An 18,959-nucleotide genomic window follows, 5' to 3' on the forward strand; every position below is an offset into this window, starting at 1 on the left:
GGGGCCCCGCCGCCCCCCGGGCGCCCCCCCGGCCCGTTCACCTGCCCAGCACGGACCTCTTCAGCGTCCCCTTGTCCGCCCGGAGGAGGCAGATCACCTTCTGGACGCCGAAGTACCAGGCCTTGGCCGAGGGCCCCACGAAGTCGGTCCTGACCCCGGCGGGCCGGGCGTGGCCCGCGAACGCCTTCGCCGCCCGCCTGCGGCACCCGCGCGCGGCGTTCTCGTCGATGATCTTCTTGCCGGGGTAGGCCCAGGAGACGCCGGAGGTGGCGAGGCCCTCCCACGGCAGGTCGAACGCGGCATAGACCTGCACCTTGTGCGGCTCGGTGCACGCGACGGCGCGGGCCGCCGCGTCCGCGCCCTGCCAGTCGGCGAAGCAGTCGCCGGCCTCGAACTCCTGCAGTGTCTTCCTGGCCGGGTCGAGGGTGGTCGCCAGCGGCGCCGCCAGCGACCCGGCGCCGCCGTAGCGCATCACGCACGTCACATGCCGGTCCCCGGCCCTCCAGGCCGCCTGGTCCGGCTTGTCGAGGTAGACGTCGAGGTCCTCGTAGTACCGGCTCTTCACGAGGAACGCGAGCCGGTCCGTGCACACCTTGGTCGCCTCGCCCGCCAACTTCTTGTCGCCGGGATACTCGGCGTCGTCCGGCAGCGCCGCCTGCGCGACGACCTCGCCGTCATGCGGCCGCGTGCACGGCAGCGCCGTGACGGCCATGTCGGTCGCGCTTTCTCGGAACCCGGCGAAGCAGTCGCCGGCCTGGAGCCGGGAAAGGACGGTCGCACGGCCCTTGCCGCCGTCGCCGGAGTCCCCGTCGCCCGGTGAGAGCAGCATCGCCGCGACGACGGCACCGACGGCGATCCACACCACCGAAGCGGCGATACCGCCGACCGCCATTCCCCGGCCCTTCTCGCCGCGCCGCCCCGTCTGCACGAACGCCGTGACGGCGAACCCCACCGCCAAGGGCGCCAGCCCGACGACGCCGGCGACGAGCGCCCCCTTGGCCCACCCGTTCGTCCGCCGCCGGAGCACCGTTTGCGGCGTCTCCGGCGCCGGGGACTCTCCGGCCCCTTCGGCCCCATGCGCCGCACGCTCGGCCGCCGTCTCGGCGAGCGCCGCGTCAGGCGGAGCCCACTCGCTTCCTGCCCCACCGCTCACCGGAGGCCGGGCGGCGTCGTCGTCCGCGCTCACTTCGGCATCAGCGATCGTTTCAGGGGAGCGCCCGCGGCCTTGAACATGCACAGGATCCTGCGGTCGCCCATCTGCCAGCCCTCCTTCGCGGGGTAGCCGAACCACGGCAGGACGTGCTGGGGCGGATCACCCTTGAAGATCTTGGCGGCGCGCTTGGCGCACTGCACCGTGGCCTTCTCCTCGATCGTCCGTTCGGTCGGGTACTTGCCGCCGCCGCGCATGTCGTACGTGGCGTAGACCTGGTAGCGGTGCTTCTTCTTGCAGTCGACGAGGTTCAGGAGCGCGCCGTCCTTCCAGTCGTCGATGCAGTCGCCGGCGACCAGCTGCGTGTAGGTCCGCGTTCCCCATTCCGCGCTGGTCAGCGGCGCGGTGAGCTTCTCGGAGCCGGTATAGCGGAGGACGCAGGTGACTTCGTGGCGGCCCTTCGTCCAGGTGCCGCGGCGGGGGCGGTCGATGTGCAGTTCGAGATCGTCGGCGTAGCGGTTGTTCATCAGGAACTCCGTCTTGTCCTTGCACTCCTTCGTCGCCTGGGTGACGAGTTCCGCGTCGCCCGGGTACGGGACGTCGGGCAGCGTGACGACGGCGCCGATCTCGCCCTCGTGGGGCTGGGTGCACGGCGTCTTGGTCACGTAGACGCTGTTGAGGTCCTCTTCGAGCCCGGTGAAGCAGTCGCCGGCGAGCAGGGCCGTGACGCGCGGCTTGCCGCCCTTGGCGGCCGGGGCTTCGTCGCCGCCGCCGGCGGCCTTGTCCAGGACGCCCGTGGCCAGGACGAGTGCGGCGGCGGTGATCCAGGCGGCGGACGCGGCGAGGCCGACGGCGGCGAGGGCGCGGCCCTTCTCTCCACGGCGTCCCGCCTGGACGAACGCCGCGATGGCGAAGCCGATGGCGAAGACGACGAGGCCGAAGAGCCCGGTGACCAGCGCGACGATCGCGAACGGATTCGTGCGGCGGCGGCCGGGCGCGGGCGGCGGACCGGGCGGCCCGAGCGGGCCCGGTGGGCCCGCTGGGCCGGGCAGGGGCGGCGCGGGGGCGGCGGCGTGCTCCGGCGGCGGGGGAGGCGCGGCGGCGCCGGTGTCCGGCGGGGTCCAGGCGTCCGCGGCGGACGGTTCTCCGGGGGTCTCCTCGACGTCGTCAGCGTCCGGTGGCATTGTCACAGCGGGAAGGTACGCGACCAAGGTCACAAATCGGGCTTTCCCGGCGGCCGTCGCCAAGTTGTGATCATGGCGCTCGGGCACCGTTCACCCCCCGATGATCTCCCCCTCGCCCGCCGGACATCCGGCCCTGATGATCTTCTGCCGATCGGTCCGACCCGGCGGAAGGTGCCTCGTGTCTCGATTGTCCCGACGGCTGGCCGGGGGCGCGCTCGCCCTCGCCGCCCTCACGGCGGGGACGGTGCCCGCCGCGCACGCCGGGCAGCCCGCCCCCGTCGACGTGCAACTGCTGTCCATCACCGACCTCCACGGCTACCTGCAGCCCCCCAACGACGCCGCGAACGGGCAGGTGACGCTGCCGGACGGGACGGTCCTGAAGGTCGGCGGCGCCGCCTACAACGCCGCGCACCTGGAGCGGCTGCGGGAGGGGAAGCGGAACTCGATCCTGTTCTCGGTCGGCGACAACTTCAGCGGCTGGCCGTTCGAGGTCGACGCGTTCCGGGACGAGCCGACGATCGAGGTGCTCAACAAGCTCGGCGTCCGGTTCTCCACGGTCGGCAACCACGAGCTCGACGTCTCCGCCGCGTTCCTCAAGGACCACATGATGAAGGGCCGCTGCTTCGGGGAGGTGGACGTCGACAGCTGCTTCACCGACTCGACGGGACACCGGTTCCGGGGCGCCGACTTCCCCTTCTACACCGGCAACATCGTCGGCGCGAAGACCGGGAAGCCGATCCTCAAGCCGTACAACATCGAGTGGGTGCGCGGGGACGGCGGCCGGAGGATCCCCGTCGGGTTCATCGACCTGACCGTCCCGGACACCCCGACCGGCTCCACGTCCTACCAGCCTGACCTGCGGTCGCTGCCGCTGCTGGAGACGGCGAACCGGTACGCGGCGGAACTGAGGCGGCGCGGCGTGAAGGCGATCGTGGCGAACGTCCACGACGGCGGCTCGGCGGACGGCGCGGGCTTCGACGGCTGCAAGGACCCGCACGGCCCCGTCATCGACTTCGCGAAGCAGGCGTCCCCGGACATCGACGCGATCTTCACCGGGCACTGGCACGCCGGCTTCGACTGCACGATCGCAGACCCGGCGGGGAACCCCCGCCCGGTGATCGAGGGCCTGAACCACGGCCGGCTGATCAGCGAGATCGACCTGCGGCTGGACGGCCGGGGCGAGGTGGTCCGGAGCGCGACCAGGGCCGTCAACCACCCGGTGACCCGCGACATCGCGCCCGACCCGGCGGTGCAGAAGATCGCCGACTACTGGACGGCGCGCGGGAACGCGCTGGCCGCGCGGCCGCTGGCGCGGCAGACCGGCGACTTCACCCGGGCGCAGAACGGCGCCGGCGAGAGCACGATGGGCGACCTCGCCGCCGACGTCCAGTACTGGGCGGCCGGGACGTCCCGCAAGGGCCGCGCCGATCTCGCGCTCGTCGCGACCAAGCCCGTCACCGGCTCGAACGCGGTCGCGCGGGACCTGCCGTACGCGAAGGGGACCGCCGCCGGCGACGCCGACGGGCGGGTGACGTTCGGCGAGGCGTGGAACGCCTACGGGTACGGCAACCCGATCCTCACCGTCACGGTGACCGGCGAGCAGATCCATCAGGCGCTGGAGCAGCAGTGGCAGGGCGCGAAGTTCGCGCCGTTCGCCGTGTCGGGGAACGTCCGCTACTCCTACGACGCGTCCCGGCCGGCCGGCGACCGCGTGGACCCGGCGGACGTCACGATCGGCGGGAAGCCGCTCGACCCGTCCGGGAGGTACCGGCTGGCGGCGCTCGCCTACACGCTGATCGGCGCGGACGGCTACACCGCCTTCACCGGGTTCACCGGCGCGTACCGCAACGACCTGCCCGACCACGAGGCGTTCGTGGCGTACCTCAAGGCGCACCCGACGATCACGCCCGCGCCGCTGAACCGGGTCGCCCCGGCCGCGAGCTGAACCGCGGCGGCGAGCCGACCCGCGGGCGGCGTGCCGACCCGCGACGGAAAGCGCCGTGGCCGGGGGCGTCCCCGGCCACGGCTCGGTCCCCGTCAGGCCGGCTCAGGCCAGCGGCGGCTGCTCCTGCTCGCCCTCCGCGTTGATCACCTGCATCACCGCGTTGATGAGCGCGAGGTGGGTGAACGCCTGCGGGAAGTTGCCGAGATGCCGCCCGGTGTGCGGGTCGATCTCCTCGGCGTACAGCTGCAGCGGGCTCGCGTACGACAGCAGCTTCTCGCACAGCGCCCGCGCCCGCTCCAGCTCACCGATCATCACCAGCGTGCTGACCAGCCAGAACGAGCAGATGGTGAAGGTGCCCTCCTCCGACTCGAACCCGTCGTCGGTCTCGGTCGCCCGGTACCGCAGGACGAGGTCGTCCTCGGACAGCTCGTCCGCGATGGCGAGCACCGTCTCCCGGACCCGCTTGTCGTCCGCCGGCAGGAACCCGAGCAGCGGGATCAGCAGCGCCGACGCGTCCAGCGCGGTCGCCCCGTAGTGCGCGGTGAACACCCCGCGCTCGTCGAGCGCGTTCGCCAGCACGTCGGCGTGGATCTCGTCGGCGGCGGCCTGCCAGCGCTCCGCCCGCTCCTTGTCGCCGCGGACCCGGGCCAGCCGCGCGCCCCGGTCGGCGGCGACCCAGCAGAACACCTTGGACGAGGTGAAGTGCTGCGGCTCGCCGCGCACCTCCCACATCCCGCAGTCGGGGGTGCGCCAGTTGGCGAGCGCGTCCTCCACCTGCTTGACGACGATCTTCCAGAGCCGGTCGTCGAGCCGGTCGCGCTTGCGCACGAACAGGTAGATCGACCCGATGATCGCGCCCCACACGTCGTGCTGGGCCTGCATGTACGCCTCGTTGCCGATGCGCACGGGGCGGGCGTTGTCGTAGCCGGTCAGGTGCTCGAGCGTGGACTCGGGCAGCTCCTCCCGGCCGTCCAGCCCGTACATGATCTGCAGCTTGCCCTCGGCGGCCTCGGCGACGTCGGTGATGAAGTAGAAGAAGTCGTTGGCCTCCCAGTCGTACCCGAGGGTGTAGAAGGCCCACAGCGCCATGGTGGAGTCGCGGATCCAGGTGTAGCGGTAGTCCCAGTTCCGGTCGCCGCCCGGCGTCTCCGGCAGCGACGTCGTCGCCGCCGCCGCGACCGCGCCCGACGGCGCGAACGTCAGCCCCTTGAGGGTGAGGGCGCTGCGCTGCAGGTGGCTGCGCCACGGGTGGTCGGGGAACCGGCCGCGGTCCAGCCAGTGCTGCCAGTGGTGGACGGTCCAGACGAGCCGCTCCTGCGCCTCCTCCCACGACGACGGCGCCGCGTGCTCGCTCCACGACAGCGCGACGAACCGGGACTCGCCCTGCTTCAGCAGCGTCCGGGCCGTGGCGAGCGACCCCTCGAAGCCCACGTTCATGTCGGTGGTCAGGCGCAGCCCGACGCCGTTCCCGCGCGCGACGGCCTCGTGGTACCCGGAGCCGGTGTGCTCCCAGCGGGCCGGGGTCTGGCCGTAGTCGAAGACCGGCATGCAGTCGAGCCGCGCCTGGACCTGGCCGTTCACGCACCGCACCATCCGCAGCAGGACGTGGTCGGCGTCGTAGTCGGTGGGGGCGCGGCGGTGCGTGTGGGACCGCTCCGTCTCGTGGTGCCACGGCCCCATGAGCAGCGCGTCGGTGACCACGAGCCAGCCCCCGTGCACCCACCAGGTGGTCTCCATCACCATCGTGCCGGGGATGTAGCGCTGCGCGGCGGGCACCTCCACGCCCGCGGGGCCGACCCGGAAGTACCCGGCGTCCCGGTCCAGGATCGACCCGAACACGCTGGGCGAGTCCATCTTCGGCAGGCACATCCACTCGATGTTCCCGCTCGGCGCGACGAGCGCGGTCGTCTCGCAGTCGGACAGGAACCCGAAATCGGCGATCGGGGCGAACGGGTCTCCTGCCCGGCCGCCGGCGACCTTCGGCCTCACAGCCTCACCTCCTTGATCCATCATTCCCTCTCCAGAGCAATGGGTGCGCCAGGAGCGCGGGATGTTTCCCCGGCGCCGGGCGCGCGGTGTGCGGCCTCATGGGCGGCGTGGCCCTCCCGGTACTGGAATAGACCACTTGGAATAGACCATTAAACGGCCTCTGAGCTGCGGAAACGTCGCTCCGCGCATGGGGTGCCGGGAGACCGGGTCATCCGCGGGTACAGTCCCGGCAAACAGGGCAGCGGACCCGCCGCCTGGGAGAACGCGACGGCGCGCGCTCTCCGGCGCGGGGGTCCGGAACTGTCACTGGGTGGAACCGGAGCGAGAAGGAGCTCCCCGTGCCGAAGTTCGTGTACGACTTCACCGAGGGAAACAAGGACCTCAAGGATCTGCTGGGCGGCAAGGGCGCCAACCTGGCCGAGATGACCAACCTCGGCCTGCCCGTGCCCCCCGGGTTCACGATCACCGCGGAGGCCTGCCGGCATTACCTTGAGCACGGGACCCTGCCCGAGGGACTGGCGGAGGAGGTGAACGCCCACCTCGCCGCCCTGGAGAAGGCGATGGGCAAGAAGCTCGGCCAGCCCGAGGACCCGCTGCTGGTCAGCGTGCGCTCGGGAGCCAAGTTCAGCATGCCCGGGATGATGGAGACCGTCCTGAACGTCGGTCTCAACGACGAGTCCGTGCACGGCCTCGCCGCCCAGGCCGGCGACGAGCGGTTCGCGTGGGACTCCTACCGCCGGCTGATCCAGATGTTCGGCAAGACGGTCCTGGACGTGGACGGCGACCTGTTCGAGGACGCCGTCGAGGACGTCAAGCGGGCCCGCGGCACCGAGGACGACGTGGACCTCACCGCCGACGACTTCAAGGAGCTGGTGGACCGGTTCAAGACGATCGTCCGCGAGCGGGCCGGGCGGGAGTTCCCGACCGACCCGCGCGAGCAGATGGACCTCGCCACCCAGGCGGTGTTCGAGTCCTGGAACGCCCCCCGCGCGATCCTGTACCGCCGCCAGGAGCGCATCCCCGTCGACCTCGGCACCGCCGTCAACATCTGCTCGATGGTCTTCGGCAACATGGGGATGGACTCGGGGACCGGCGTCGCCTTCACCCGCGACCCCGCGTCCGGGCACCAGGGCATCTACGGCGACTACCTGCAGAACGCGCAGGGCGAGGACGTCGTCGCCGGCATCCGCAACACCGTCCCGCTGACGGAGCTGGAGCGGATCGACAAGGCGTCCTACGACCGGCTTCTCGAGATCATGGAGACGCTCGAGAACCACTACCGCGACATGTGCGACATCGAGTTCACGATCGAGCGCGGGAAGCTGTGGATGCTGCAGACCCGGGTCGGCAAGCGGACCGCCGCCGCCGCGTTCCGGATCGCCTGCCAGCTGCTCGACCAGGGGCTCATCGACGCCGACGAGGCGGCCCGCCGGGTGACCGGCGACCAGCTCGCGCAGCTGATGTTCCCCCGGTTCGCCAGCAGGGTCGACGGCGTCAAGAAGATCACCAAGGGGATGAACGCCTCGCCCGGCGCCGCCGTCGGCAAGGCCGTGTTCACCTCCGAGCGGGCCGTCGAGTGGGCCGAGCGGGGCGAGGACGTCATCCTCGTCCGCCGCGAGACCAACCCCGACGACCTGTCCGGCATGGTCGCCGCCAAGGGCGTGCTGACCTCGCGCGGCGGCAAGACCTCGCACGCCGCCGTCGTCGCCCGCGGCATGGGCAAGACCTGCGTGTGCGGCGCCGAGGAGCTCGACGTCGACGTCAAGGCCGGGTCGTTCACCGCGCCCGGCGGCGTCACCGTCCGCGAGGGCGACGTCATCTCGATCGACGGGTCGTCCGGCGACGTCTACCTCGGCGAGGTCCCGGTCGAGGACTCCCCGGTCGTCCGGTACTTCGAGGGCGAGCTGTCCGCCGCGGACGGCGACGAGCTGGTCGTCGCGGTGGACCGCGTCATGGAGCACGCCGACGCGAAGGCGGCGATGGCGGTGCGCGCCAACGCCGACAACCCCGAGGACGCCGCGCGGGCCCGCCGGTTCGGCGCGCGGGGGATCGGGCTGTGCCGCACCGAGCACATGTTCCTCGGCGACCGGCGGCGGCTCGTCGAGGAACTGATCCTCGCCGAGGGCGGCGAGGAGCGGCAGGCCGCGCTGGACGCCCTGGAGCCGCTGCAGAAGCAGGACTTCGAGGGCATCTTCGCGGCCATGGACGGGCTGCCGGTCACGATCCGGCTCATCGACCCGCCGCTGCACGAGTTCCTCCCCGACCTCACCGAGCTGTCGGTCAGGGTCGCCCTCGCCGGCGACGGCGCCGACCCCAGGGACCGGAGACTGCTCGAGGCAGTCACCCGACTGCACGAGCAGAACCCTATGTTGGGGTTGCGCGGCGTGCGGCTGGGTTTGGTGATTCCGGGGCTCTTCGCGATGCAGGTGCGCGCGATCGCCGAGGCCGCCGCGGCCCGCCGGGCCGCCGGCGGGGACCCCCGCCCGGAGATCATGATCCCGCTCGTCGGCGCGGTGCAGGAGCTGGAGGCCGTCCGCGACGAGGCGCGCGGCATCCTCGACGAGGTGCGCGAGTCCACCGGCGTGGACGTCCCGGCGCTGGTCGGCACCATGATCGAGCTGCCGCGGGCGGCGCTGACCGCCGGGCAGATCGCCGAGGCCGCCGAGTTCTTCTCCTTCGGCACCAATGACCTCACCCAGACGACGTGGGGCTTCTCCCGCGACGACGTCGAGGCGGCGTTCTTCTCCCGCTACCTCGAACTCGGGATCTTCGGGGTGTCGCCGTTCGAGACCCTCGACCGGGAGGGCGTCGGGCGGCTCGTCCGGATCGCCGCCGAGGAGGGCCGCAAGGCCCGTCCGGGGATCAAGCTCGGCATCTGCGGCGAGCACGGCGGCGACCCCGACTCGGTGCACTTCTGCCACGAGGTCGGCCTGGACTACGTGTCCTGCTCGCCGTTCCGGGTACCGGTGGCGCGGCTCGAGGCGGGCCGCGCCGCGATCGAGGCGGCCGGTGCCGGAGGCAGCGACAGCCGCTGATCCCGGCCGGGCGGCCGTCCCCGCGCGGGGCGGCCGCCCGGAACCGGGCGTCCGGAACGGGAAATGTGGGGCGTGCAACACGCCGGACCTGCGAACCTCCGGCGCCCGCCGGGCCATCTCACTAACGTGTCCAGAGCGATGACGTTGGAAGTCGAGTTGCCGGACCACGACCCGGACGAGCCCGAGGAGACCGGTGAGCGCCCGCGCGGCCGCAAGAGGCGCGGACGGCGCCCGCGGCCGCTCTGGTTCACCGTCCCGGTGACCGTGCTGTGCAGCCTCCTCGCCATCGCCGTGCTGACCCCGCTGACCGTCGGCGCCCGCGTCTGGTACCAGGCCCGGCAGGACGAGCGGCCCCGCTCGGACGCGATCATCGTGCTCGGCGCCGCGCAGTACAACGGGGTGCCGTCCCCGACGCTGCGGTGGCGCCTGCAGCACGCCCTCGACCTGTACCGCGACAAGGTCGCGCCCGCGATCGTCACCGTCGGCGGCCGGGCGCCCGGCGACAACTACACCGAGGCCGAGTCCGGGCGCCGGTGGCTGATCGAGAAGGGCGGTGTGCCCGCGTCCAAGGTCGTCGCGGTGCCGGACGGGCGCGACACGCTGCAGAGCATGAAGGCGGTCGGGAAGGTCTACAAGGCGCGGCACTGGACGTCCGGCGTGATCGTCACGGACCCGCCGCACGCGCTGCGCTCCAAGCGGATGGCCGAGGACAGCGGCATCAAGGCGGCCGCGTCGCCGACCCGCAGCGGCCCGAGCGTGCAGACCCGCGACACCCAGTTCCACTACATCGTGCGGGAGACCGGCGGGTACCTGTCGTACGTGCTGCTCGGCAAGAGCGTGAAGACGCCGAGCGAGACCATCAAGATCATCCACGGTGATCCGACCGCGACGGTGTCGCCCGGCGCGCCGCCCGGCGGGACCCCCGGGGGCACGCCGACCCGCTGAGCCGCCGCGCCGCCACGGGACCGGGCGCCGCCCGCGCGGGGCGCCGCCGAAACCCGGGGACCCTCCGCCCGCTTACTTTCCCTTTGCCCGCTTACCCTGGAAGCACATGACCCAGAATCCGTCACGCACCGGACGCTCGGAAGGGTCCGGATACTCCGGCACCGACAGGCTGCGCTGGGCGCCCGAGCCCCCCAAGCGCCGCGACCGCACGGCCTTCGAACGCGACCGCGCCCGGGTGCTGCACAGCGCCGCGCTCCGCCGGCTCGCCGCCAAGACCCAGGTCGCCTCGCCGGGCGCGGACGCCGCGGCCGACACCGTGCAGAGCCTGCGCACCCGGCTCACCCACTCGCTGGAGTGCGCCCAGGTCGGGCGAGAGCTCGGCAAGTCCCTCGGCTGCGACCCCGACCTGGTCGAGGCGGCGTGCCTGTCGCACGACATCGGGCACCCGCCGTTCGGCCACAACGGCGAGTCCGCGCTGGACGTCGTCGCCCGCGACTGCGGCGGCTTCGAGGGCAACGCGCAGAGCCTGCGCGTCCTGACCCGGCTGGAGCCGAAGTCGTTCGCCCCGGAGGGCCCGCCCCTGTACGGCCGCAGCGTCGGCCTCAACCTGACCCGCGCGGCCCTCGACGCGGCGATGAAGTACCCGTGGACGCAGGAGGACGCCGTCAACGGCAAGTTCGGCGTGTACGCCGACGACGTGGCCGTCGCCCGCTGGGTCCGCGAGGACGCCCCGCCCGGCCGGACCTGCTTCGAGGCCCAGGTCATGGACTGGAGCGACGACGTCGCCTACTCCGTCCACGACCTGGAGGACGCGCTCGTCGCCGGGCACGTCGACTTCGCGCTGCTCGCCGACCCCGCCGAGCGCCGCCTCGTCGCCGCCACCGCCGCCAAGCTGTACTGCGCCGACGCCGACATGAACGAGCTGGAGGAGCGGTTCGCAGCGCTGCTCGCCGAGCCGTACTGGCCGGACCGCTACGACGGCACGCCGCGCAGCCTCGCCGCGCTCAAGAACCTCACGAGCACGCTCATCGGGCGGTTCTGCCTGGCCGCCGAGTCCGCCACCCGCGCCGCCCACGGCGACCGGCCGCTCACCCGGTACGCCGCCGAGCTGATCGTGCCGCGCGAGCAGCGGCTGGAGAACGCGCTGCTCAAGGGCATCACGGCGCACTACGTGTGGATCAGCCACGAGGAGGTCAGGGCCCGCCAGCGCACCCTGATCACCGAGCTGGCGGAGATGATGCTCGCCGGCGCGCCCGCCTCCCTCGACCCCGGGTTCCGCGAGGCGTTCGTGGACGCCGACGACGACGCGGCCCGGCTGCGCGCCGTCGTCGACCAGATCGCCTCCCTCACCGACCTGTCGGCGATGGCGCGGCACCGCCTCCTCGGCGGCCGCCCGCACTAGCCGCACCGCAGCCGCCCGCACAGGGCGGGCACGGGCGCGTGCATTCCGCCCCGACGCGCCGAACGATGGCCCTTGTCTCGTTACGGAGGCCGCTGTAGGGATAGCTACAAGTCATCTACAGGAGGTCGCCATGCCCGAGGAGACGTTCGTCATCGTCGGTGCCGGCCTTGCCGGAGCCAAGGCGGCGGAGACGCTCCGCGAGGAGGGCTTCGCGGGCCGCGTGCTGCTGATCGGCGAGGAGATCGAGCGGCCGTACGAGCGCCCGCCGCTGTCCAAGGGGTTCCTGCTCGACAAGGAGCCCCGCGAGAAGGCGCATGTCCACGAGGCGGACTGGTACGACAAGCACGACGTCGAACTGCGCGTCGGCGTCTCGGTCACGGCGATCGACCGGGCCGCCCACGAGGTGCGGCTGTCGACCAAGGAACCCATCCGCTACACCCGGCTGCTCCTCGCGACCGGCGCGTCCCCCCGCCGCCTGGAGGTCCCCGGCTCCAAGCTCCAGGGCATCCACTACCTGCGCACCATGGCCGACTCGGCGGCGCTGAAGCAGGCGCTCGCGCACGGCGGCCGGCGCGTCGTCGTCGCCGGGGCCGGCTGGATCGGGCTGGAGACGGCCGCCGCCGCCCGCGCCTACGGCAACGAGGTCACGATCATCGAACCGGAGCCGGCGCCGCTGCACGCCGCGCTCGGTCCCGAACTCGGCCGCCTGTTCGCCGACCTGCACCACGAGCACGGCGTCGACGTCCGGCTCGACCAGGGCGTCGCGGGGTTCTGGGGCGCCGGGCAGGTGTCGGCCGTGGTCACCTCCGGCGGCGCCGAGGTGCCCGCGGACGTGGTCGTCGTCGGCATCGGCGTCCGGCCGAACGCGCGGCTCGCCGAGAAGGCGGGCCTGGAGGTCTCCGACGGGATCCTCGTCGACCAGTCGCTGCGCACCTCCGACCCCGACGTCTACGCCGCGGGCGACGTCGCCAACGCCTACAACCCGCTGCTCGGCCGCCGGATCCGGGTGGAGCACTGGGCGAACGCGCTGAACGGCGGGCCCGCCGCGGCGCGCGCCATGCTCGGCCGGGACGTCGTGTACGACCGCGTCCCGTACTTCTTCAGCGACCAGTACGACCTCGGCATGGAGATGTCGGGCGTCGCCGCGCCGGGGGAGTACGACGAGGTCGTCTACCGCGGCGACGTCGCGGCCCGCGAGTTCATCGCGTTCTGGCTGCACGAGGGCCGGGTCGTCGGCGGGATGAACGTCAACGTGTGGGACGTGACCGGGGACGTCCAGGCGCTGATCCGCTCCGGGCGCCAGGTCGACCGGGCCCGGCTGGCCGACCCGGCGGTGCCGCTCGCCGACCTCGCGGCCTGACCCCCCGCCTCCGATCTTTGTCACCGATCGGCCGTATCGAGCCGGAGCGTAAGGCACGTACAGTCGGCTGGGTGGTGACGGAGGAGATCGCCGCGCCGGTGCGGGCGCGCCTGGCGGTGACGGTGGCGTTCGTGGCGCACGGCCTGCTCGGCGCGGCTTGGGTGGCGCGGATCCCGCAGATCAAGGAGCATCTCGGGCTCGGCGCGGGCACGATGGGCGTCGCGTTGCTCGGCGCGCCGGTCGGCGTGGTCGCGGCGGTCCGGTTCGCCGGCCGGATCGTGCACCGCTGGGGCAGCCGCGCCACGACGATCGCCGCCGGGGCGGTGGGCGCGCTGTCGCTCGTCCCGCTGGGGCTGTCGTGGAACCTCGGATCGCTGATCTGCTCCCTGGTGCTGATGGGCGGCTCGCTCGGCCTGATGGACGTGGCGATGAACGCCCAGGGCGTCGCCGTCGAGCGCGGCTACGGGCGCCCGCTGATGTCCGGCCTGCACGGCGCGTACAGCATCGGGACGCTGCTGTCGGCGCTGGTCGGATCCGCCGCGGCGCACGCGGGCGTCCCGGTGGCGGTGCATCTGACGATCGCGGCGGCGGTGCTGGTGCTGCTGCTCCTGGTCGGCTGCCGCGACCTTCTGGACCGTTCCATCGATGCGCTCCCGGACCCGGTGGCCCCCGCCCTCGACGGCGCCTCCGGAGCGCCGGACGGGGCGGGCTCCAAGCGGCGCGGGTCCGCGGCCGCCCGCGCCGCCCGCCGGCCGCTGATCATGCTCGGCGTCATCGGGCTCTGCTCGTTCGTCGGCGAGGGCGCCATGGCCGACTGGAGCGCCATCTACCTGCGAGAGAGCCTCGGCACCGGACCCGGCGCGGCCGGGCTCGGCTACGCCGGATGCGCGATCGCGATGACCGCCGGCCGGCTCGCCGGCGACCGCGTCGTCGCCCGCTTCGGCCCCGTCACCGTGCTCCGGACCGGCTCGCTGGTCGCGGCGGCCGGGCTCGCCCTCGGGCTGCTGCTCGCGCACCCGGTGGCCGCCGTGTCCGGTTTCACGCTCTTCGGCCTCGGCGTCGCCGTCGTGGCGCCCGTCACGTTCAGCGCCGCCGGGAACGTCCCCGGCGTCCCGGCCGCCGCCGGGATCTCCCGGGTCACCGGCGTCGGCTACCTCGGCCTGCTCGGCGGCCCGCCCGTCATCGGATTCGTCGCGCAGGGCGTCGGGCTCGCGTGGGCGCTGGCCGTCCCGGCCGCGCTCGCGGGGCTGATCGTCCTGCTGGCCCCGGCCACCGCCACCGCCGAGCGCTGAGCGCCCCATCCCGCGCCCAGGCCCGGTGCGGGCCGGATGGGGGCGGGCCGATTTGGCCGGGTTGTGACGTCGTTATATGTACCGTTCAGGTAAGGTCTGGGCGAGTGAGCACCATGCAGCGGTCGAGACCGGCGAAAACGGTCTCGTCCGCACCCGCGTACCGGGCGTTCCTCCGCGAGCTGCTCAGCTTCGGACTCGTCGGGTTCGTCGGCACCCTCATCATGATCTTCGGCGCCAACCTGATGCGCGCCTGGCTCGGCGGCAGCCCTGTGACCAGCGTCGCCGTGCCGACCGTCGTGTCCACACTGAGCTCCTACCTGCTCAACCGCTACTGGACGTTCCGGCACCGCGACAGCGACGGCTCCGGCCGCGAGTTCGCGATCTTCTTCGCGCTGAACGGCGTCGGCCTCGGGATCCAGATCCTGTGCACCGGCTTCACCTACTACTCGCTCGGGCTGCACGGCGGCATCGCCTACAACCTCGGCCTCCTCGCGGGCGTGGTGCTCGGCTCGGCGTTCCGCTACTGGTCGTACAAGAAGTGGGTCTTCACCACGGCGGCCGCCTGACCCGGCCCCGATCACCGTCGCCGCACTCGCCTCCGCCCCCGCCGAGGTCAACGGGAAGCCGGGCTTGCTCGCTCCGCAACCCGGCGGGGCAGCCTATGGGCGATGCTCTGGACGTGTGAGGCGTCGCGGTCCGCCCCGTCCTGAGCCCGAGAAGCCAGCCGCCGGCTGGTGGGCGGCTTGTTCCGCCGTCAGCCGACGGTGCGGCGCATCGCGCCGTCCAGTTCGAGGGGCGAGACGCTGCCGGCGGTCGCATCCAGATCGCCGTCCCGCAGGAACGCCTCGGCCGCCCGCAGCACCGCCGTGTAGGCCGCGCCCGCCAGCGCCGTTCCCACGCTGACGCGCCGGACGCCCGCCTCCGCCAGCATCGCCACCGTCGGGCCGCCCGCGAAGAACGACCCCGCGTTGACCGGGATCGGGACCGCGGCCGTCAGCGTCCGCAGCAGGCCGAGGTCCAGAAGTCCCGGGACGAACAGGCAGTCCGCGCCCGCCTCCGCGTACCGGCCCGCCCGCGCGATCACCTCGTCCAGCCGCCCCGCCGGGTCGCCGACCTGGTGGAAGAAGACATCGGTGCGCGCGTTCACCACCAGGTCGGGCACGCCCGCACCCGCCGCGGCCGCACGGGCCGCCGCGATCCGCTCCGCCTGCGCGCCGGGCGGGTGCAGCGGGCTGCCCGCCGGACCCGGCGAATCCTCCAGGTTGATCCCGGCCGCGCCCGCGTCCACCACCGCCTCGACCGTCGCCGCCACATCGCCCGCGCCGGGACCGTACCCGCCCTCGACGTCCGCGGAGACCGGAACGCCGACCGCGCCCGCGATGCGGTGTACCGCCGCCGCCATCGCGTCGCGGCCGACATGCTCGCCGTCCGGCCTGCCGAGCGCCCAGGAGACCGCCGCGCTGGACGTCCCGATCGCGGCCGCCCCGGCCCGCTCGATCATCACCGCGCTGCACGCGTCCCAGGCGTTCGGCAGGACCAGCAGCCCCTCGTGGTACGAGCGGAACAGCCGCGCCTTCTCATTGATCGTCGTGTCTCGGGTCGCCGTCATGCCGCCGAACCTAGGTCGGCGGACCGGCCCAGCAGAAGAGCCAATTCCGGGCCATCCGACTGAGCCGGTCCATCCCGGCGCTGAGCGGGGCTCTCTCGGTTCAGCGCCCCGCCGGGACGATCTTCTCCGTCTGCGCGAGGGCCTCCGCGAGGATGCCCGTCAGGTCCTGGCCCGTGCCCTGCGAGAAGATCACCTCGTCCACGCCCTGCTCGGCGAGCCGCCCGACCGTGTCGACCGCCGCGCCGACCGACGGCGTCCCGGTGAAGAAGGTCAGCGACGTCTTCTCGATCTCGGCGTAGTCGCGGCCCTCCCGCTCGCAGTGCTCGCGCAGCACCTCCAGCTTCCGGGGCAGCTCGTCGCCGTCGAAGATGTTGCAGGCGTCCGCGTACTTCGCGACGAACCGCAGCGTCTTCTTCTCGCCCGTGCCGCCGATCAGGATCCGCGGATGCGGCCGCCGCAGCGACTGCGGCGAGTTCAGCGGACGCTCCAGCTGGTAGTGCTCGCCCTGGAACGCCGACTCGTCGCCGTCCCACATCTGGTGCGCGATCCGCAGCGTCTCCTCCAGCCGCTCGAACCGCTCCGCCGTCGGCGGGAACCGCACGCCGAGCCCGCGCGACTCCTCCTCGTTCCAGGCCGCGCCGATGCCGAGCCAGGCCCGCCCGCCGGACAGGACGTCCAGCGTCGTCACCGTCTTCACCAGGATGCCGGGGTGCCGGTACGTCACGCCGGTGACCAGCGTGCCGAGCGTGATCCGCTCCGTCAGCGCCGCCGCGTAGGCGAGCGCCGTGTAGCCCTCCAGCATCGGGTCGTCCGCCGGGCCCACCATGTTGATCTGGAAGAAGTGGTCCATCACCCACAGCGAGTGCAGACCGCCCTGGTCCGCCTCCTTCGCGATGCGGGCGAACGTCGGGCCGATCTGCTCCGGCCCGCCGGGAAAGGTGAAGCTGGGCACCTGGAGTCCGATGCGCATAGCGGTTTCCTCGCGTTCGTCGATTGCTCATGCCGGCGTGATGCCTGCCAATGACTCTGCGACCTGGAGCGCGCTCCAGGTCAAGTCCGGTGTTCGCTGCATACCCAACCGGCATGAGGGCAGTCGCGGCCTCCCGCTCTGTGCTTCCGCTGCCTCTGACCCGGCACTTGTGATGATCAGGGCCCGGGTGAGGCTCCCGGCCAGGTGACACAGCGCCAGCCCCGGGCATCGAGGAGAACCCGGAACGGGACGGCATGCGGCAGCGGCGAGCCCCACACCGCCGAGCCGAGCCCGCACAGCACGCTCACCCCTGCGGTGAGGCTCGCCACATGCCCGACAACGGCGACCGAGCCGCCGCCCCGGTGCGCGCCCGCGATCGTCTCGAACGCCTCCCTGATCCGCGCGACCACCGCACGGCCCGTCTCGCCGTCGCCGACCCTAGCGTCCAGATCCCCGTCCATCACCCATGAGCGCAGCACCGCCGCAGTCCGCGCCCGTGTCGCCGGATCCGTTCTGCCTTCCAGACCGCCGATCCCCACCTCAACGAGCTCGGGCATCGCAGTGACCGCCACGCCTTGGGCACGGGTGATCGCCTCCGCCGTCTGCCATGTGCGCTCGGCCGTGCTCGCGTAGACGTGTGCGATCGGCGTCAGTGCGCGTGCCATCGCGGCGGCCTGCACGCGCCCGCGCGCCGTCAGCGGCGCGTTCGGCAACGCTCCGGCGAGGCCCGCGACGACGTTCTCAGACTCCGCATGCCGAAGGCAGATCAGTTCCAAGACGCCGTCCATGGGGGAATGGTATTCGGGTTTGGATTAAGAGCTTGTCTCATGTGGGCTGTTTGGTGAGCTTCTTGTAGCAGGTGATGGCGGCGGCGAGGACGAGAAAGGCGTTGAACAGGTGGCCGTGGCGTTCGTAGCGGATGGTCAGGCGCCGGTAGCCGAACAGCCAGGCCAGCGTCCGTTCGATCACCCAGCGGTGTCGGCCGAGGCGCTCGCCGGACTCGATGCCGGGCCGGGCGATCCGCGGCACGAGTCCGCGTCGCCGCAGCCAGGTTCGGTGCTCGGCGGAGTGGTACGCCTTGTCGGCGCGCATCTTCACCGGCCGCCGCCGACGCGGGCCACGGTGCGACCGGATCGCCGGCAACGCCATCAGCAGCGGCTTGAGGGCCTGACTGTCGTGGACGTTGGCCGCCGACACCGCGACCACCAACGGCAACCCGGCGGCATCGGACAGTACGTGGAGCTTGCTGCCCTTCTTGCCCCGATCGACCGGATTGCGGCCCGTCAGCGTGCCCCCCTTTTCGCGCGGACGGCCGCGGCGTCCACGATCGCCGACGCCCAGTCCACCTGACCCCGCACCCCCAGCTCGTCCAGCACCGCGTGGTGCAGCCGCGGCCACAACCCCGCCCGCGTCCAGGCGGTGAAACGGCGATGCGCGGTCGGCACACTGACGCCGAACTCCGCCGGCAGATGCCGCCACGCACACCCGCTGGTCAGCACGTACACGATCGCGGTGAACACCGCCCGGTCATCCACCGCCGCCGTCCCGCCACCCTGCCGCCGTGGCCTGAACACAGGGATCAGCGGCTCGGCAAGCTCCCACAACTCATCCGGCACCAGCCGCAACGCAAGATCCGACGACACGATCCCGCATTATCCCGCAGGACACCCGCAACCCACGTGAGACACGCTCTAAGTGTGGTCGGGATCGGTGGCCGGGGCGGGGAGTGTGGGGTGAGGGGTGGTGGTGCGGTAGGGGCTTCTAGCTGGTGTGCTGTGGTCGAAACCAGGGCGCGGGTGCCGCGGTGCTCGGGTTGCAGAGCCTTTGGTCTTGGAGGTGATTGGCGGTATTTAAGGTGCGGCTTCGGGTGATCGCTGAATTTTAGTTCAGGTGTTCTTTGTGGATGTTCGGGAGATGTGGATATGGGAGATGGAGGGTGTTCGGGAGACGGAGCGATGGGGTGTTGGGGCGGTGGTGCGAGGTGGGTTCTTGAATGGGGAGATGGGGTGTTCGGGTGGTGGGGTGGCGCTTGCGTACGGGGCCGCCCCTCCAAAGTCAAGGGCGCCTTCGGCGTCGCT

Annotated in this window: 14 protein-coding genes; 7 read left to right on the forward strand and 7 right to left on the reverse strand. The window is 72.5% G+C overall.

Going from position 1 to position 18,959, the window contains the following annotated elements; all coding sequences use genetic code 11:
• Window positions 1–37: 37 nt before the first annotated feature.
• Together ABT299_RS40895 and ABT299_RS40900 are read right to left on the reverse strand one after the other, a co-directional pair.
• The gene (locus tag ABT299_RS40895; RefSeq protein ID WP_500254038.1) at window positions 38–1,186 is read right to left on the reverse strand and encodes a DUF4190 domain-containing protein; all 1,149 of its coding nucleotides are present in this window, start codon (window positions 1,184–1,186) and stop codon (window positions 38–40) included.
• Window positions 1,183–2,334 (reverse strand): DUF4190 domain-containing protein, encoded by a 1,152-nt coding sequence (locus tag ABT299_RS40900; protein ID WP_500254047.1) that lies wholly within the window; start codon window positions 2,332–2,334, stop codon window positions 1,183–1,185. Before ABT299_RS40900 ends, ABT299_RS40895 begins: the two co-directional genes overlap by 4 nt.
• A gap of 178 nt (window positions 2,335–2,512) precedes the next feature.
• Here ABT299_RS40900 and ABT299_RS40905 point away from each other — a divergent pair, with 178 nt between their 5' ends.
• Entirely contained in the window at window positions 2,513–4,279 is a 1,767-nt protein-coding gene (locus ABT299_RS40905; RefSeq protein ID WP_500254039.1) for a bifunctional metallophosphatase/5'-nucleotidase, read from the forward strand.
• A gap of 102 nt (window positions 4,280–4,381) precedes the next feature.
• Here ABT299_RS40905 and ABT299_RS40910 read toward each other — a convergent pair whose 3' ends face one another.
• Window positions 4,382–6,268, reverse strand: coding sequence for a glycoside hydrolase family 15 protein (locus ABT299_RS40910; RefSeq protein ID WP_347256655.1), 1,887 nt, complete (start codon window positions 6,266–6,268; stop codon window positions 4,382–4,384).
• Between the two features lie 338 nt (window positions 6,269–6,606).
• Between ABT299_RS40910 and ppdK the strand changes: the two genes are divergently transcribed.
• From ppdK to ABT299_RS40940, 6 genes are all read left to right on the forward strand, one after another.
• Window positions 6,607–9,303 (forward strand): pyruvate, phosphate dikinase, encoded by a 2,697-nt coding sequence (ppdK, locus tag ABT299_RS40915; protein WP_190856156.1) that lies wholly within the window; start codon window positions 6,607–6,609, stop codon window positions 9,301–9,303.
• 138 nt (window positions 9,304–9,441) lie between these two features.
• Window positions 9,442–10,248 (forward strand): YdcF family protein, encoded by an 807-nt coding sequence (locus ABT299_RS40920; RefSeq protein WP_190856155.1) that lies wholly within the window; start codon window positions 9,442–9,444, stop codon window positions 10,246–10,248.
• 106 nt (window positions 10,249–10,354) lie between these two features.
• On the forward strand, window positions 10,355–11,650 hold the full coding sequence (locus tag ABT299_RS40925; RefSeq protein ID WP_500254040.1) for a deoxyguanosinetriphosphate triphosphohydrolase: 1,296 nt from the start codon (window positions 10,355–10,357) through the stop codon (window positions 11,648–11,650).
• Between the two features lie 130 nt (window positions 11,651–11,780).
• Window positions 11,781–13,010, forward strand: a complete 1,230-nt coding sequence (locus ABT299_RS40930) for an NAD(P)/FAD-dependent oxidoreductase (RefSeq protein ID WP_500254041.1) — start codon at window positions 11,781–11,783, stop codon at window positions 13,008–13,010.
• Between the two features lie 71 nt (window positions 13,011–13,081).
• Window positions 13,082–14,302, forward strand: coding sequence for an MFS transporter (locus tag ABT299_RS40935; protein ID WP_500254042.1), 1,221 nt, complete (start codon window positions 13,082–13,084; stop codon window positions 14,300–14,302).
• Between the two features lie 113 nt (window positions 14,303–14,415).
• On the forward strand, window positions 14,416–14,868 hold the full coding sequence (locus tag ABT299_RS40940; protein ID WP_194736767.1) for a GtrA family protein: 453 nt from the start codon (window positions 14,416–14,418) through the stop codon (window positions 14,866–14,868).
• A 188-nt stretch (window positions 14,869–15,056) separates the two neighbouring features.
• Here the strand turns inward: ABT299_RS40940 and ABT299_RS40945 are convergent, their stop codons facing one another.
• The 4 genes from ABT299_RS40945 to ABT299_RS40960 form a co-directional block, all read right to left on the reverse strand.
• Window positions 15,057–15,911, reverse strand: a complete 855-nt coding sequence (locus ABT299_RS40945) for an isocitrate lyase/PEP mutase family protein (protein WP_500254043.1) — start codon at window positions 15,909–15,911, stop codon at window positions 15,057–15,059.
• A gap of 100 nt (window positions 15,912–16,011) precedes the next feature.
• Window positions 16,012–16,881 carry an LLM class F420-dependent oxidoreductase gene (locus ABT299_RS40950; RefSeq protein WP_190856149.1) on the reverse strand — a complete coding sequence of 290 codons (870 nt, stop codon included), beginning with the start codon at window positions 16,879–16,881 and terminating at the stop codon, window positions 16,012–16,014.
• Between the two features lie 176 nt (window positions 16,882–17,057).
• Entirely contained in the window at window positions 17,058–17,669 is a 612-nt protein-coding gene (locus ABT299_RS40955; protein ID WP_500254044.1) for a histidine phosphatase family protein, read from the reverse strand.
• A 37-nt stretch (window positions 17,670–17,706) separates the two neighbouring features.
• Window positions 17,707–18,524 (reverse strand): IS5 family transposase gene (locus ABT299_RS40960; protein ID WP_500254045.1). Its coding sequence is split into 2 segments (ribosomal slippage): window positions 17,707–18,174 and window positions 18,177–18,524, totalling 816 coding nucleotides; the frame shifts between segments, so codons are not numbered across the junction.
• Between the last annotated feature and the right edge of the window lie 435 nt (window positions 18,525–18,959).

It is taken from the genome of Spirillospora sp. NPDC000708, from assembly GCF_040299565.1.
Classification (GTDB): Bacteria; Actinomycetota; Actinomycetes; order Streptosporangiales; family Streptosporangiaceae; genus Spirillospora.